This is a genomic window from Planomonospora sp. ID91781, assembly GCF_015711595.1.
Lineage (GTDB): Bacteria > Actinomycetota > Actinomycetes > Streptosporangiales > Streptosporangiaceae > Planomonospora > Planomonospora parontospora.
In genome coordinates, this window is sequence record NZ_JABTEY010000001.1 from 3,659,727 (window position 1) to 3,675,028 (window position 15,302).

Consider the following 15,302-nt stretch of genomic DNA (forward strand, 5'->3'; position numbering starts at 1 on the left):
CTTCGGCGCCTCTCGGCGGTCTGATCGGCGCGCACCGGGGAAAGGCGAGGGATTCGGGCCGGGGCGGCAGGGAGATCTCTTCTCCGCTCCCGTCGCGGAGGCGCCCGCGGGCCGGTCCCGGAGCGGACCCGCAGGCGGGAGGGCCCGGAGGGGATCCCGCGCCCGCCGGGACCGGAGCCCGCCGGGAAGATCGCCGCGGGAACGTGTTTGGAGGGCGGTTCCCCGGGGAGTGGCACTCACCGAGGGGAGAGGAGGCACCCGGGCGCCGGTACGGATCCGGGTGTTTCAGTGGACGCGGTCGCGTGGTGGCGCGGCCGCGTCCATGGTTCCGGCCCGAGGCGGGCCGCCTCTCCGGGGCGGGGACCCGGTCTCACCCGGCTCGGCCGGGAACGGGGATCCGCGGTGATCGGACGGTGGAGAGCATGCGGCGAACATCGCGGTCGTCGGCCAGGGGCTTGTGATCTCAGAAGCATGCGGCAAAGCCCCGAGGGGAAGAGACACGGTTGGTAGCGTGAGGGCATGACAGTCCAGGTCCGGAGCGAAACGATGACAGGATCGCCGATTCCCGACTGGCTGGTCCCGCCGCCCGAGGGGTTCTTCGCCGAAGATCTCGATCACCTTCCGGATCTGCCTGCGCACACAGAGCTGATAGATGGAAGCTTGGTCTTCGTGAGCCCCCAGAAGGACTTCCATTCGGTGATCATCGATGTGCTCGTCGCCGCCCTGCGCCGGTGCGCACCCCGGGGGCTCCGCGTGCGCAGGGAGATGAGCGTCGTCCTGGGGCCCCGGCAGCGTCCGGAGCCGGACATCGTGATCCTCCGAGCCGGAGTTCCCTCGGGGCCCGACATCACCGCGTACAGGGCGGAGGACGTGCTGCTCGTGATCGAGGTCGTCAGCCCCGACTCCGAGACGCGGGACCGGGAGCGCAAACCGCAGCTCTACGCGGCGGCCGGGATCCGGCACTTCTGGCGGGTGGAGCAGAACGTAGGCAGGGCGACGGTCTACGTCTACGAGCTGGACCCGGCCGTCGGTTCCTACTCCCCGATGGGGATCCATCATGACAAGCTGCGGCTCACGGTCCCGTTCGAGATGGACGTCGACCTCACGGAGATCGACGGGCTCTGAGGTTCACGCCCGGGGTTTCATCGCGCGGCGTCCGCCCAGGTGGTGAGGTCCGCCTGCCGGGTGCCGCCGGCCCGGTCGGGCCGGCGGCACCGGGTGGTCAGCGCCAGGCGTCGTTTCGGGCGGCGGTGCCGCCCGCCGGGGTGGTGAAGGACCGGTTCGGGTCGCTCTCCCAGGTCACCGAGCCGTCCGGGTTCTTCTTGATGTACTTGTAGGCGATCGTCCGGCCGGCCGGCAGGTTCACCGTGGCCTTCCAGACCGGGTAGGCGGCCGACGAGAGCGCCACCGCGTCCGCCGGGTTCCACGAGCCCAGCTCGGCGGCGTCGCCGACGACGAAGACGTTCTGCCCCCAGGTGGTCGTCACGTTCGCGTTGAAGGAGGTGGCGACCTTGTCCGAGGTGGCCGTGGGCGAGGGGCTGGGCGTCGGGGTCGGGGTGGGCCCGTTCCCGGTGCGGATCGCGACCGCGGCCCTGGCGGGCACGGTCACCGAGGCGGTGCCGTCCGCGGCCACGCTCACCGAGCCGCTCCCGGCGACGTTGGCGTAGGTGCCGGCGGGCAGGCCGGTGGTGAAGGTCCGGGTGACCGAACCGGTCCCGTTGTTGATCGCGACCCAGCCCTTGCTCCCGCGGCTGAAGGCGATCAGGTTGTCGCCGTCGTCGTACCAGTGGGCCACCGGGGTGCCCGCCACGGCGTTGTGGAAGCCGACCATCCCCGTCATCCGCCGGTGGAAGCAGGTCCAGCGGCCGTCGCCGCAGTCGGTGTCGGTGACGAAGCCCCCGTTCGCCGACGGCGGGCCCGCCTCCTTGTCGCTCCAGGTGAAGCCGGAGTAGACGCGCGGCGTGCCGTACGGCCAGGCCAGCATGAAGACGTTGGCCAGCCGGTAGGCGTCGCCGTACTTGTAGTTGAGGGTGGAGCCGTTGCGCTCGGTGTCGTGGTTGTCGACGAACGTCACGGCCTTGTCGCCCGGCACCGACAGGCCCCAGCTCTGCCCGAACGTCTCCAGCCAGTGGATCCGCCCGGTGAACTGCTCCTTCATCTTCCGGCCGAAGACGAACTCGTGCACGTCGCCGATCCCGGTGTACTGGCCCGGCTGGACCGCCTCGCCGTCGCCGTGGATGACCTCCAGGTGCAGGTACGGCGAGCCGGTCAGCCTCGCCTTGATCGCCGCCAGGTCGCCCGGCGGGATGTGCTTGGCCGCGTCGATGCGGAAGCCGTCCACGCCGAGGGAGGTCAGCCGGTTGAGGTAGCCGGCGATCTGGCCGCGGACGTACTCGGAGCCGGTGTCCAGGTCGGCCAGGCCGACCAGCTCGCAGTTCTGCACCCGCCAGCCGTCGTTCTTGTAGTCGGAGTCGTTGATCGTGCAGGTGGGGGAGGTGTGGAAGTCGGCGGCGGAGTAGAGGCCGGGATAGCTGTACTTGCCGAAGGAGTGGCCACCGTAGCTGGTGCTGCCCTGGCCGGTCATGTGGTTGATCACCGCGTCGGCGTGGACCTTGACGCCCGCGTCGTGGCAGGCCCGGATCATGTTCCTGAACGCGTTCTCGTCGCCGAACTTGCTGGTGAGCGTGTAGCGGGCGGGCTGGTAGACGTCCCACCAGACCGAGCCGCCCTTGCTCATCGAGTCGTGCGGCGGGGAGACCTGGACGGCGCCGTACCCGGCGGGGCCGAGCACGTCGGTGCACTCGCGCGCCACCGAGTTCCAGTTCCAGCTCCACAGCTTGGCGATGGGGCCGGTGCCGGCCGGGGGAGCGGCCTGGGCCGCGGCGGCGGTGGAGGAGGCGGAGCCGAGCACGACGGGCGCGAGCAGGGCCGCGCCCGCCAGCACGCTCAGCGCGGCCGCGGTCAGGGGGGTGGGGGGTTTGTAGGATCGCATGGCGGGGGGCCTCCAGGAGAGTTGGACGGGTTCCCGTGCCGGGCCGGGTGCTGCAACACCCGGCCCGGCGGTCTTCAGGACTGCACGAAGACGGCGACCGTGCGGGCCGGGACCGTCAGCGTGCCGGTGGCCGGGTCGAAGCCCGACCGCTTGACGACGTCGTCGTCGCCGCTCGACTGGACGGGGTGGAGGGTGACCTGGCCGCCCTTGAGCGCGGCCACGGTCTGCGGCTGCTCCTGCGGGGTCGCGTTGAAGACGACGGTGATCGACTTCCACTTCGGGTCGAGCCCGGAGGCGTCCAGGTGCATGGTCACGACACCCGGGGTCTCCGCGGTGCCGCCGGTCGGGAAGGAGAGCCGCTTCTGCACCTCGGCCAGGGAGCCGAGCCCGAAGACCGGGGAGGAGGAGCGGATCTTCAGCAGCTCGCCGTACCGGGCCCGGGCCGCGCCGATCGCGGCGCAGTCGGGCCGGAGCGCCGGGTCGGCGAGCAGCGGCCTGGCGTACGGCCACTTGTCCTCGTTGTCGGCCTTGGGCGGCAGTCCCGCGCCGAAGCCGTTGCCCTGCGCGCAGTCCCACAGCAGGCGGTTGAACCAGTCGCCGGAGTCGTAGGAGTTGCGGTCGAGGGACTTGGAGCGGAGCCGCTCGCTGCCCGCGTGGACGAACGCGGTGCCCTGCGCGAGCACGCTCGCCGCCAGTGAGAGCGACTGCATGCGCACCCGGTCGGCCATGGCCGTGGCCTGCGGCAGCTTGTAGGCCAGCGCGTCGAACAGCGTCTCGTTGTCGTGCGCGTCCACGTAGGTCACGGTCTCTCCCGGCGCGGCGGCGTACCCGGCGGGGGAGCCGTTGTAGTCCACCTCCGAGCCCTTGACCTCCCTGCCGGAGGTGGCCGTGAACCGGTAGTCGCGCAGGTTGCCGGCCAGGCCGAGCTTGACGAGGTCCTGGTAGGCCAGCAGGCGCGCCCGCTGCTGCTCGGCGCTCCCGTTGGCGGGCGAGCCGTTGGGGGCGCCGGCCAGGCCCGAGCCGAAGCCCTGGACCCGGGGGTCGGCGTCGAACGGGCCGCCGCCGCGCACCGCGTCGCGGAGCCGGTCGCTGAACGTGCCGATCCCGGTCCCGGCCAGGTTCGCCTGGGTGGCCTGCTCGAAGCGGGCGCCGTCGGCGACCTCGCCGAAGTTCCAGCCCTCGCCGTACAGGATGACCGACTTCCCGTCCACGCCGTCCTTCTCCACGGTCAGCGCGTCGAGGGCCGCGCGGACGGCGAGGATGTTCGCCTTCGGGTGGTGGCCCATCAGGTCGAACCGGAAGCCGTCCACCTTGTACTGCTTCGCCCAGGTGACGATGGAGTCGACGACCAGCCTGCCCATCATCGTGTGCTCGGGCGCGGTGTTCGCGCAGCAGGTGGAGGTGGCCACCGAGCCGTCGTCGAGCAGCCGGTGGTAGTAGCCGGGCACGATCCGGTCGAGCACCGAGGTCGGGTCCTGCCCGGCGGCGTGGGTGTGGTTGTAGACCACGTCCATGACCACCCGCAGGCCCGCGCCGTTCAGGCCGGCGACCATGCCGCGGAACTCCCTGATCCGCGCGGAGCCGTCCGGTTCGGAGGCGTAGGAGCCCTCCGGCACGGTGTAGTGCCGCGGGTCGTAGCCCCAGTTGAAGCCGTCCTTCGCCGCGGTCTTCGCCACGCACTCCTGCTGCCGCTCGGAGTCGGCGGGCAGCGCGGCCAGTTCGGCCGGATCACAGTCAGGTTCGGCCCGGTCGCCCTTCTTCTCCGGGATGGTCGCGATGTCGAAGACCGGGAGCAGGTGCACGTGGGTCAGGCCGTCGGCGGCCAGGGAGCGCAGCTCCCTCATCCCGGCCGAGTCGCCGCCGAACGCCGCGTAGGTGCCGCGCCGCCCGGCCGGGACGGTCGCGTCCGAGACGGAGAAGTCGCGCACGTGCAGCTCGTAGACCGACGCCTTCTCCTGCGGTACGGCGGGCGGCTTGGCCAGCGAGGTCCACCCGTCGGGCCGCAGTGAGCGGTCGGACAGGTCGACGAGCTGGCTGCGGACCGAGTCGGCGGCCAGCGAGACGCTGTAGGGGTCGGTCACCTCGTTGGTGACGACCTTCCCCGCGGCGGGGGAGAAGACCGTGACCAGGAAGGTGTAGTAGCGGCCCTTCCAGGACGGCAGCCCCCGCACCGACCAGACGCCCGTGGCGTCGTCGCGCCGCATCGCGTGCACGGTCCTGCCCTCCCCGGCGGAGTCGCGGTAGAGCGCCAGCTCCACCTTCCGCGCGGTCGGCGCCCACACCGACAGGCGGGGCAGCGCGCCGGAGGCGTCCGGGCCGAGCCCGGCCGCGGCCGCCTTCGCGTAGACGTCGTCGAGCACGCCGGGGATCTGCACGCCGGTCGCGGCGAGCAGCGCGCCGGAGGCGTCCCGCTCGACGGCGACGACCTGGCCGCGCAGCGCCTCGGCGACCAGGTCGGCGTCGCGCGGGTCCACCGTGAACGCGGCGTGCCCGGCCAGGTGCGGCCACTTCGCCTTCTGCTCGTCGGTGAGCGTGCCGGGGTTCAGCCGGATCACCCGGTGGGAACCGGTCAGGTCGCCCTTGGCGACGGCGATGTCGCCGGAGGCGGAGAAGGCCAGCGAGTGGCGGAGCGAGGCCGACGGCTGGACCTTCCAGGCGACGGTGGACCGGTCGATCCAGTGCGCGGCGGCCTTGGACAGGTCGGCGTCGGCGCCGCGCGCCGCGGACTGCGGGAGCACGTGGCCCTCGGCGGCCGCGACCCGCCACACCTCGTGGCCGGAGGCGGTCAGGTCGAGCGCCTGGTCGGAGGGGAGGTCCTTCTCGTCGCCCCTGTGGATGATGTAGCTCACGTTCTTCGCCCCCTCGGCGAGGGGGACGCGGAAGAAGACGCCGAAGCCGTCCTTCCCGGCGGGCGTCAGCGGCGCGGCCCACTCGGTGGGGGCCGCCACGTCCCCCCACAGGTGCAGGCCCCAGCCGTCGTAGTTCCCGTCGGGCCGGTGGTAATGCAGGATCGCGACGTTCTCCGCCGCGGCGCGGGTGGCGTGCACCTTCGCCACGCCCGAGGCGATGTGGGCCTCCGGCTGAGCGGCCGGGGTGAAGGACTGGTCGGGGCCGGGGTCCTTGGCGTCGCCCTTGTGCACGATGAGGTTGACCGGGACGGAGGCGTTCTTCAGCGGGACCTTCCAGAACACGCCGGAGGAGTCGGTGCCGTCCGGCGGGCGCGGGGCGGCCCACTCGGTGGCCGCGCCGTCGGCCAGCCCGTCGCCCCACAGGTGCAGGCCCCAGCCGTCGTAGTCCCCGTCGGGCCGGTCGTAGTGCACGGTCGCGTAGCCCTGGGCGGCGGCGCGGGAGGCGTGCGTCACCGGGCTGCCCTCGGCCAGCCACACCTCGCCGGTCCTGGCCGGGTCCACGATCCGGTCGCCGCCGTCCTTCTCGTCGCCCCTGTGGGCGATGATCCCGACCTCGCGCGCGCCGGGCTTGAGCTTGATCCAGGCGAACCGGCCGTAGGCGTCCTGGCCGGTCAGCGGGAGCGGCTTCGCCCAGTCGGTCGGGTTCTCGACGTCGCCCCAGACGTGCAGGCCCCAGCCGTCGTAGTCGGCGCGCTGGTAGTGCACGACGAGCCAGTCGCGCCTGACCGCGCCGGGCTCGGCGGGTTCGGGCTCGGCGCCGACGACCGCCTCGGCCGCCGCCGAGGCGAAGCGGCCCGCGGAGTCCTTCACCACGGCCTTGTAGGCGACCTTCGTGCCGGCCGGGACGCCCTTCAGGTCGTGGAAGACCCGGAACGTACGGCTTCCGCCGGCGGTGTTGGGCGCGTCGTCGGTGCCGAGCACCCGCCACCTCCCGTCGCCGATCCTGGCGGCGAAGGTGACCTGGTCGAAGCCGGTGCCGGGGACGGTCGCGGTGACCGGGACCCGGTCGTCCTCGGCGGTGCCCCGGATCTCGGCGCCGGGCAGCGCGATCGAGACGGCCGGGGCCGCCGCCGGGGTCGCGAGCCTCGCCGAGGCCCGGTAGACCACCGCCGACAGCGCCGGGACGGTCACCGCGAGCCTGGTGTCCGCGCCCGAGGCCGCGGCGTCGGGCGCGGTGGAGGCGGGGCCGTACACCCGGGTGAAGGCCATGCCCGGTGAGAAGGTCGGCACCTGCACGGTCGCCGCCTGCTCGGCGTTGTTGACCGCCACGACGTACTCGACCTGGGCGCGCGCGTCGATCCGGGAGAAGGCGTAGACGCCGCCCGCGGCCAGCCGCTCGATCTGGGCGCCGTCGGCCAGCGCGGGGTGTGCGTCGCGGAGCTTCGCCAGCGCGGAGATGCCCCGGTAGAGCGGGTGCGAGGGGGTGAAGTTGTCCTGTGCGTGGGTGGCGTCGGTGCCGATGAGGTCGTTCGACAGGTAGCTCGCGGTCTTGGAGGCGAACATGGACTGCCGGGCGTCCTGGTCGCCGCCGGAGCCCTGGGCGGGGCCGGTGAAGCCCTGCTCGTCGCCGTAGTAGACGACCGGCTGGCCGCGGGTGAGGTACATCAGCTCGTGGGCGAGCAGGTCGCGCCTGAGCAGCTCGGCGTCGGGCGCCCCGGGGTTGTCCTGGGCGAGGAACCTGCCGATGCGGCCCATGTCGTGGTTGCCGAGGAACGTCGGCAGCGAGGAGGCGTTGGAGTCGGCGTCGGTGTGGTGGTCGTCGCCGGCGTACAGCGCGGCCAGGCGCGCCGCGCCGGCCGTGCCGCCGCTGAAGGAGCGGGCCGCCTCCTGGAACGGGAAGTCCAGGGTGGCGTTCATCCCGCCGCGGGTGGAGTAGCGGCTGGTGAAGGACGGCTCGCTGGAGTAGACCTCGCCGAACATGAAGAAGCGCTCGTTGCCCAGCTTGGCGGCGTAGCCGCGCAGGGCCGGGGAGAACCTCTCCCAGAACTCCATGTTGACGTGCTTGGCGGTGTCGATGCGGAAACCGTCGATGCCGGTCTCGCGCACCCACGTCTTGTAGATGTCGGTCATGCCCTCGACGACCTCGGGACGCTCGGTCCACAGGTCGTCCAGGCCGAAGAAGTCGCCGTACTCGGAGTTCTCGCCGCTGAAGGTGGAGTCGCCCCGGTTGTGGTACATCGTCGGGTCGTTCAGCCAGGACGGCGTCTTGGCCTTCTCCGGCGCGACCGGCGTGTAGGGGAAGGAGTCGGCCGTGACCTTCGGGAAGGCCTTCCCGCCGGCGTACTCGCGGTCGTCGAACGGGGTGCCCGAGGCGTCCACGTAGGGATAGGCGCCCTTGGACCGGTAGGAGTAGGTCTTCTCCGCGTAGTCGATCACGTCGGCCGTGTGGTTGGTGATGATGTCGAAGAAGACCTTCATCCCGCGCCTGTGGGCCTCGCGGACCAGCTTCTTCATGTCGGCGTTCGTGCCCAGGTGCGGGTCGATCCGGGTGAAGTCGGTGATCCAGTAGCCGTGGTAGCCGGCCGAGACGTTCTCGTCGGTGCCCTGCACCGGGCGGTTGGCGAACGCCGGGGTGATCCAGATCGCGGTGCTGCCGAGGTTCTTGACGTAGTCGAGCCTGCCGATCAGGCCCTTGAGGTCCCCGCCCTGGTAGAAGCCCTTGTGGGCGGGGTCGAAGCCGGTGGCGAGCCGGTCGCCGGACAGGCCGCCGGTGTCGTTGCCGGGGTCGCCGTTGGCGAACCGGTCGGTCATCGCGAAGTAGAAGCGCTCACGGCTCAGGTCGGTGCGCAGCGCGTCGCGGGCGAGTTCCCGGTCGGCGGGCCCGGCCGTACGGCTCAGCGCCGAGACGACCGGCCCGGCCGCGGCCGCACCGGCCGCATCGGTCGGGGCCGGTGCCGGAACCGGTGCCGGGGAGATCGTGAGCGGGGCCGTACGGGCCGCGGCGCCGGGGGCGGGTCCCGCCGACGCGGCGGCGGGCGGGGTGACGACGGCGAGGGGGGCGGCGACCAGGACGGCCGCGAGGGCGGCGCCTGCCAGGGGAGCCGATCTCGCGCGCCGTGGGGGGAGGGGCCAGACCACCGGGGCCTCCACGGAGTTGTTTCGGGGGTGTTGCCCGGAAGTTACTCACTGGACATGATCTGTGCAATCCCTTGCCGCAACTTTCTGAATCGTGATGGAGAGACGGCTCCCGCACAGGGCGCGCGACCTCGACGATGGTGGCCTCAGTGCTGCTAAACCCTTGTGAACTGCGGATATCCTGCGTTTCGCACGAGGTGGATGGGTTGTCGGGGTTCGCGAGGTTGGCTGCGCATGTAACAAGTTTGCAGACTCTTGCAGCAAGTTCTTCCACTGGGCTTCACGTCGGCGTAACGTCCGGCGTACTCCACACCGGTCGGCGGCCCGCGGGCCCGGACCGGCCCCCTGAGCTATGAGGAGAAATCATGCGGCGAGCCTTCTCGGCCGCGACTATCGTCGCGGCCCTCGCCCTGGCGGTTTCCGCCTGTGGCGGCGGCGACAGCGGTTCGACGGCGGCCCCCGCCCAGTCCGCGCCCGCCGACCCGTCGAAGATCAGCGGCGAGATCACCTGGTGGGACACGGTCCGCCCGGACAGCGAGGGCCCGACGTTCCAGGCCCTGATCAAGGAATTCCAGGCGAAGTACCCGAACATCAAGGTCAACTACGTCAACGTCCCCTCGGACCAGGCGCAGAACAAGTTCCAGACCGCGGCCCAGGCCGGCAGCGGCGCGCCCGACGTGATCCGCTCGGAGGTCGCCTGGACCTCCCAGTTCGCCTCGCTCGGCTACCTGCAGCCGCTGGACGGCACCCGCGCCGTCGAGAACGAGTCCGACTTCCTGCCCGGGCCGCTGAGCAGCACCAAGTACAACGGCAAGACCTACGCCGTGCCGCAGGTCACCGACACCCTGGCGCTGATCTACAACAAGAAGCTGCTCAAGGAGGCCGGCTGGGAGAAGGCTCCCACCACGGTGGAGGAGCTCAAGCAGGCCGCGCTCGACGTCAAGGAGAAGACCGGCGCGGCCGGCCTCGCGCTCAACGTCGACGCCTACTTCCTGCTGCCCTTCATGTACGGCGAGGGCGGTGACATGCTCGACGTGCAGAACAAGAAGATCACCATCAACTCGCCCGAGAACGCCAAGGCGATGGGCGTCGTCTCCGACCTGATCACCTCGGGCGCCGCGTCCAAGCCCGCCATCCAGGACAGCTACGCCAACGCGATGACCGTCCTCAAGGACGGCAAGGCCGCGATGATCTACAACGGCCCGTGGGCGCTGGCCGAGCTCTACCAGGGCAAGGAGTTCAAGGACAAGGAGAACCTGGGCATCGCCCCGGTCCCGGCGGGCTCGGTCAAGGCCGGCGCCCCGACCGGCGGGTGGAACTACGCCATCTACGCCGGCTCCAAGAACATCGACGCCTCCTACGAGTTCATCCGCTTCATGAGCACCCCCGAGGCCCAGGCCAAGGTCGCCAAGGAGATCAGCCTCCTGCCGACCCGCGCCTCCGCCTACGAGAGCGCCGACGTCAAGGGCAACCCCGACGTCGCCGTCTTCAAGCCGATCATGGACACCGCCACCCCGCGTCCGTGGATCCCGGAGGGCGGCCAGCTCTTCCAGCCGCTCCTGGAGGGCTACCAGTCCCTGGTCGGCGGCAAGACCTCGCCCGAGGACATGCTCAAGACGGTGGACCAGAAGTACCGCGGCATCTTCAAGGACTGGAGCTGATCCGTGGCGACCTCCACTGGACGTGTGACCGGCACGACCAGGGACCGGGCCGCGGGCGCCGCTGACGGCGCCCGCGGCCGGGGCCGCCCCGAGCAGCCCGGCCCCGTCCGGCGGGCGGTCTCGCAGTACTGGTACGCCTGGGCCATGGTGGCCCCGGTCGTCGTGGTCACCGCCGCGCTGGTCGGCTGGCCGCTGGTCCGCGGCGTCTACCTGTCCCTGACCGACGCCACCGAGGCCACGATGGGCCGCACCATCGGCGTCAACGTGATCCCCTCGACCTACGAGTTCACCGGGCTGGACAACTACGTCGACATCCTGACCGGCGGCCTGTTCTGGGAGAAGCTGACCTGGACGGTGCTGTGGACCGTCGCCTGCGTCGCGCTCCACTACGGCCTCGGCCTCGGTCTGGCCCTGATGCTCAACCGCAGGCTGCGCTTCCGCTCGGCCTACCGGCTGATGCTGGTCCTGCCCTGGGCGATCCCGCCGTTCGTCGCCGCGTTCATCTGGCGCTACCTCTACAACAGCGACTTCGGTGTGATCAACGCGATGCTGAGGTCCGCCGGCCTGGGCACGGTGGGCTGGCTCGACGACCCGACCACGGCGAAGATCGCCGTCATCGCGGTCAACGTCTGGATCGGCGTCCCCTTCATGATGCTGGCCATGCTGGGCGGCCTGCAGTCGATCCCCCGGGAGCTCTACGAGGCGGCCGAGGTGGACGGCGCGACGCCGTGGCAGCGCTTCCGCTTCGTCACCGTCCCCGGCCTGCGGACCGTCTCCAGCACCGTCCTGCTGCTGGGCACGATCTGGACGTTCAACATGTTCCCGCTGATCTTCCTGATCACCGGGGGAGGCCCGGGCAGCTCCACCGAGATCCTGGTGACCTACGCCTACCGCGAGGCCTTCACCGGAATCCGCAACTACTCGGGCTCGGCGGCCTGGGGCGTGCTCATCCTGCTGCTCCTCGTCGTGATGGCCGTCGTCTACCGCCGCGCGCTGCGCAAGCAAGGGGAGGTCTGGTGAGCGCCGTCACCACCCGCAGGAGGGTCCGCGGCCGCGACGAGCGCAGTCTCGCCGGCTCGCTCCTGCTGCACGGGACGCTGATCGTCGCGTCCCTCATCTCGCTGTTCCCCATCGTCTGGCTCGTCCTGACCTCGCTCAAGCCGCGCGACGGCTGGCTCTCCACCGAGCTGAAGTTCTTCGACGGCGCGTCCCTGGACAACTACACCCGGGTGCTGACCGAGACCCAGTTCCCGAGCTGGCTGCTCAACTCCGTGATCATCGCGGGGCTGACCACGGTCATCGGCGTCTTCCTGGCCTCGACGACCGGGTACGCGATCAGCCGCTTCCGCTTCCCGGGCTACCGCGGGATCATGTGGATGCTGCTGGTCACCCAGATGTTCCCGGTGGCGATCCTGATCGTGCCGCTGTACAACCTGATGGCGGGCCTGGGGCTGCTCAACCAGATCCCGGGCCTGGTCATCGCCTACATGACCGTGGCGGTGCCGTTCTGCGCGTGGATGATGAAGGGCTACTTCGACTCCATCCCGCGCGAGATCGACCAGGCCGGCATGATCGACGGGCTCTCGCCGTTCGGCACCTTCTGGCGGGTCATCCTGCCGCTGGCCCGGCCGAGCCTCGCGGTCACCGCGTTCTACTCCTTCATGACCGCCTGGGGCGAGGTCGCCTACGCCACGGTCTTCATGACGGGGGACGACACGCGGACGCTGGCCGCGGGCCTGCAGCAGTTCGTCGGGCAGTACTGGGCCGACTGGGGCCTGCTGACGGCCGCGGCCGTGCTCATCGCGGTGCCCGCGGCGGTCGTCTTCCTGCTGGTCCAGCGCAACCTCGTGGCCGGCCTCACCGCCGGTGCCACGAAGCTGTGACACCACTGCCGTACCACAATTTTGATCACGTCCTGACATGTCATTTGATCGGGGGACAAATATGACCGAGCTCGTCCACGCGGACCGTGCCGCCGAGACCGAGGCCACGGGCCGCTGGTGGCGGGACGCGGTGATCTACCAGGTCTACGTGCGCAGCTTCGCCGACGGCAACGGCGACGGCATCGGCGACCTCCTGGGCGTGCGGAGCCGGCTGCGCTACCTCGCCGACCTGGGGGTCGACGCGATCTGGCTGAACCCGTTCTACACCTCGCCGATGGCCGACTTCGGCTACGACGTGGCGGACTACCGGGACGTGGACCCGATCTTCGGCTCGCTGGCCGACGCCAAGGCGCTGATCGACGACGCGCACCGGCACGGCCTGCGGGTGATCGTCGACGTGGTGCCCAACCACACCTCCGACCAGCACGTCTGGTTCCAGGAGGCACTGGCGGCCGGGCCGGGCACGCCCGCGCGGGAGCGCTACATCTTCCGCGAGGGCAAGGGCGCGGACGGGGAGCTCCCGCCGAACGACTGGGAGTCGGTCTTCGGCGGGCCGGCCTGGACCCGGCTGCCCGACGGACAGTGGTACCTGCACCTGTTCGCCCCCGAGCAGCCGGACCTCAACTGGGAGAACCCCGAGGTCCACGCCGAGTTCGAGTCGATCCTGCGGTTCTGGCTGGACCTGGGCGTGGACGGCTTCCGCATCGACGTCTCGCACGGCATGGTCAAGGCCGAGGGGCTGCCGGACGTCGGCCACGCCGACCAGGTCAAGATGATCGGCACCGAGGTGGTGCCGTTCTTCGACCAGGACGGCGTGCACGAGATCCACCGCGCCTGGCGCCGGCTGCTCGACTCCTACCCTGGCATGCGCATCGGCGTCGCCGAGGCGTGGGTGCCGTCCCTGGACCGGCTGGCCAACTACGTCCGCCCGGACGAGATGCACCAGGCGTTCAACTTCCACTTCCTGACCACCCCGTGGGACGCCGCCCGGTTCCGCAAGGTGATCGACGAGTCGCTGGCGTCCTCCGGCGCGGTCGGCGCGCCCGCGACCTGGGTGCTGTCCAACCACGACGTCAAGCGGCACGTCACCCGCTACGGCCACGGCGAGCTCGGCCTGCGCCGGGCCCGCGCGGCGGCCCTGCTGACCCTGGCCCTGCCCGGCTCCACCTACGTCTACCAGGGCGAGGAGCTCGGCCTGCCGGAGGTGCTCGACCTGCCGGAGGAGTATCTGACCGACCCGCAGCGGCTGCGCAACCCCGAGGACGGGCGCGACGGCTGCCGCGTGCCGATCCCGTGGGCCGACGTGGAGCCCCACTTCGGCTTCAGCCTGCCCGGCATCGAGGAGACGTGGCTGCCCATGCCCGCCTCCTGGGGGCCGCTCAGCGTCGAGTCCCAGCTGCGCGACCCCGCCTCCACGCTGAGCCTCTACCGCGAGGCGCTGCGGATCCGGCGGGACCTGACCTGCCTCGGGGACGAGTCGCTGACCTGGCTCGACTCCCCGGCGGGCACCCTCGCCTTCACCCGGGGCGACGGTTTCGCCGTCACGGTCAACCTGACCGGCGAGCCGGTCGAACTGCCCGCGCCCGGCCGGGTGCTGCTGGCCAGCGCCGAGGTGGAGGTCACCGGCGGCACCGTGCGGCTGGCGCCGGACTCCGCCGTCTGGTGGGGACGCGATGACGCATAACGGTGCCTCCTTCGGCACCGGTACGGCCCGGCTGACCGACATCGCCGCCCAGGCGGGGGTGAGCGAGGCGACGGTCAGCCGGGTGCTCAACGGCAAGCCGGGGGTCTCGGCGGCGACCCGGCAGGCGGTGCTGGCGGCGCTCGACCTGATGGGCTACGAGCGGCCGCAGCGGCTCCGCCAGCGCAGCAACGGGCTGATCGGGCTGGTCACGCCGGAGCTGGACAACCCGATCTTCCCGGCCTTCGCGCAGGCGATCGAGAAGGCGCTCACCCAGCACGGCTACACGCCGCTGCTCTGCACCCGGCTGCCCGGCGGCGCCGCCGAGGACGAGTTCACCGAGCTGCTCGTCGAGCGCGGGGTGAGCGGCATCATCTTCGTCTCCGGGCTGCACGCCGACACCACCGCCAACCAGGACCGCTACACCCGGCTGCTCGGGCAGGGCGTGCCGCTGGTCCTGCTCAACGGGCACTCGGGCGACGTGCAGGCCCCGTTCATCTCACCGGACGACTGGGCCGCGGCGCGGCTGGCCGTTCAGCACCTGGTCGACCTCGGGCACGAGCGCATCGGCCTGGCGGTCGGGCCGGCCCGCTTCGTGCCGGTCATCCGGAAGATCGAGGGCTACCGGCGCGCGATGTCCCAGCTGCTCGGGATGACCGAGGCGGACGAGCTGATCTCGCACTCGCTGTTCTCGGTGGAGGGCGGCCAGGCCGCGGCCGGGGTGCTGCTGGAGCGCGGCTGCACCGGCATCGTGTGCGCCTCTGACCTGATGGCGCTGGGCGCGATCCGGGCCTGCCGGGACCGGGGCCTGTCGGTGCCCGGCGACGTGTCGGTGGTCGGCTTCGACGACTCGCCGCTGATCGCCTTCACCGACCCGCCGCTGACCACCGTGCGCCAGCCGGTGCAGTCGATGGTGACGGCCGCGGTGCACACCCTGCTGGAGGCCATCGCGGGGACCCCGGGGCAGCACTCCGAGCTCATCTTCCAGCCGGAGTTCATCGTCCGCGGCTCCACGGGCTCCGGCCCGAAGATCGTGCGCTGACCCGTCCCGCCCCCGTCCGCCCCCGCCCTCCCGGGACTCCGTGCCCGGGAGGGCGGGGG

General features: G+C 71.5%; 8 protein-coding genes. 6 read left to right on the forward strand and 2 right to left on the reverse strand.

Features of this window, described 5'->3' with window-relative positions; all coding sequences use genetic code 11:
- The first annotated feature begins 546 nt into the window (after nt 1-546).
- The gene (locus HS048_RS16575; protein WP_068894387.1) at nt 547-1,125 is read left to right on the forward strand and encodes a Uma2 family endonuclease; all 579 of its coding nucleotides are present in this window, start codon (nt 547-549) and stop codon (nt 1,123-1,125) included.
- Between the two features lie 97 nt (nt 1,126-1,222).
- On the opposite strand, the gene HS048_RS16580 is transcribed toward HS048_RS16575, so the two are convergent.
- Complete coding sequence (locus HS048_RS16580) at nt 1,223-2,992, reverse strand: carbohydrate-binding module family 20 domain-containing protein (protein WP_196467393.1); 1,770 nt, start codon at nt 2,990-2,992, stop codon at nt 1,223-1,225.
- 74 nt (nt 2,993-3,066) lie between these two features.
- Entirely contained in the window at nt 3,067-8,979 is a 5,913-nt protein-coding gene (pulA, locus tag HS048_RS16585; protein WP_196467394.1) for a pullulanase-type alpha-1,6-glucosidase, read from the reverse strand.
- 362 nt (nt 8,980-9,341) lie between these two features.
- On the opposite strand from pulA, the gene HS048_RS16590 reads away from it, so the two are divergent.
- The 5 genes from HS048_RS16590 (at nt 9,342) to HS048_RS16610 (ending at nt 15,243) form a co-directional block, all read left to right on the forward strand.
- Nucleotides 9,342-10,637 carry an extracellular solute-binding protein gene (locus HS048_RS16590; protein WP_068893923.1) on the forward strand — a complete coding sequence of 432 codons (1,296 nt, stop codon included), beginning with the start codon at nt 9,342-9,344 and terminating at the stop codon, nt 10,635-10,637.
- Between the two features lie 24 nt (nt 10,638-10,661).
- Nucleotides 10,662-11,657 carry a carbohydrate ABC transporter permease gene (locus tag HS048_RS37210; RefSeq protein WP_231647081.1) on the forward strand — a complete coding sequence of 332 codons (996 nt, stop codon included), beginning with the start codon at nt 10,662-10,664 and terminating at the stop codon, nt 11,655-11,657.
- A complete protein-coding gene (locus tag HS048_RS16600) occupies nt 11,654-12,520 on the forward strand; it encodes a sugar ABC transporter permease (RefSeq protein WP_068893921.1) in 867 nt (288 codons plus the stop codon). Before HS048_RS37210 ends, HS048_RS16600 begins: the two co-directional genes overlap by 4 nt.
- A 61-nt stretch (nt 12,521-12,581) precedes the next feature.
- Nucleotides 12,582-14,204 carry a glycoside hydrolase family 13 protein gene (locus HS048_RS16605; protein WP_068893920.1) on the forward strand — a complete coding sequence of 541 codons (1,623 nt, stop codon included), beginning with the start codon at nt 12,582-12,584 and terminating at the stop codon, nt 14,202-14,204.
- Nucleotides 14,194-15,243 carry a LacI family DNA-binding transcriptional regulator gene (locus tag HS048_RS16610; RefSeq protein ID WP_196467395.1) on the forward strand — a complete coding sequence of 350 codons (1,050 nt, stop codon included), beginning with the start codon at nt 14,194-14,196 and terminating at the stop codon, nt 15,241-15,243. Before HS048_RS16605 ends, HS048_RS16610 begins: the two co-directional genes overlap by 11 nt.
- Nucleotides 15,244-15,302 lie beyond the last annotated feature (59 nt).

Bases quoted from the DNA above. Each gene is read 5' to 3' on its own strand.
- HS048_RS16580 (WP_196467393.1), bottom strand. From the start codon at position 2,992: ATGCGATCCTACAAACCCCCCACCCCCCTGACCGCGGCCGCGCTGAGC.
- HS048_RS16610 (WP_196467395.1), top strand. From the start codon at position 14,194: ATGACGCATAACGGTGCCTCCTTCGGCACCGGTACGGCCCGGCTGACC.
- HS048_RS16605 (WP_068893920.1), top strand. From the start codon at position 12,582: ATGACCGAGCTCGTCCACGCGGACCGTGCCGCCGAGACCGAGGCCACG.
- HS048_RS16575 (WP_068894387.1), top strand. From the start codon at position 547: ATGACAGGATCGCCGATTCCCGACTGGCTGGTCCCGCCGCCCGAGGGG.
- HS048_RS16590 (WP_068893923.1), top strand. From the start codon at position 9,342: ATGCGGCGAGCCTTCTCGGCCGCGACTATCGTCGCGGCCCTCGCCCTG.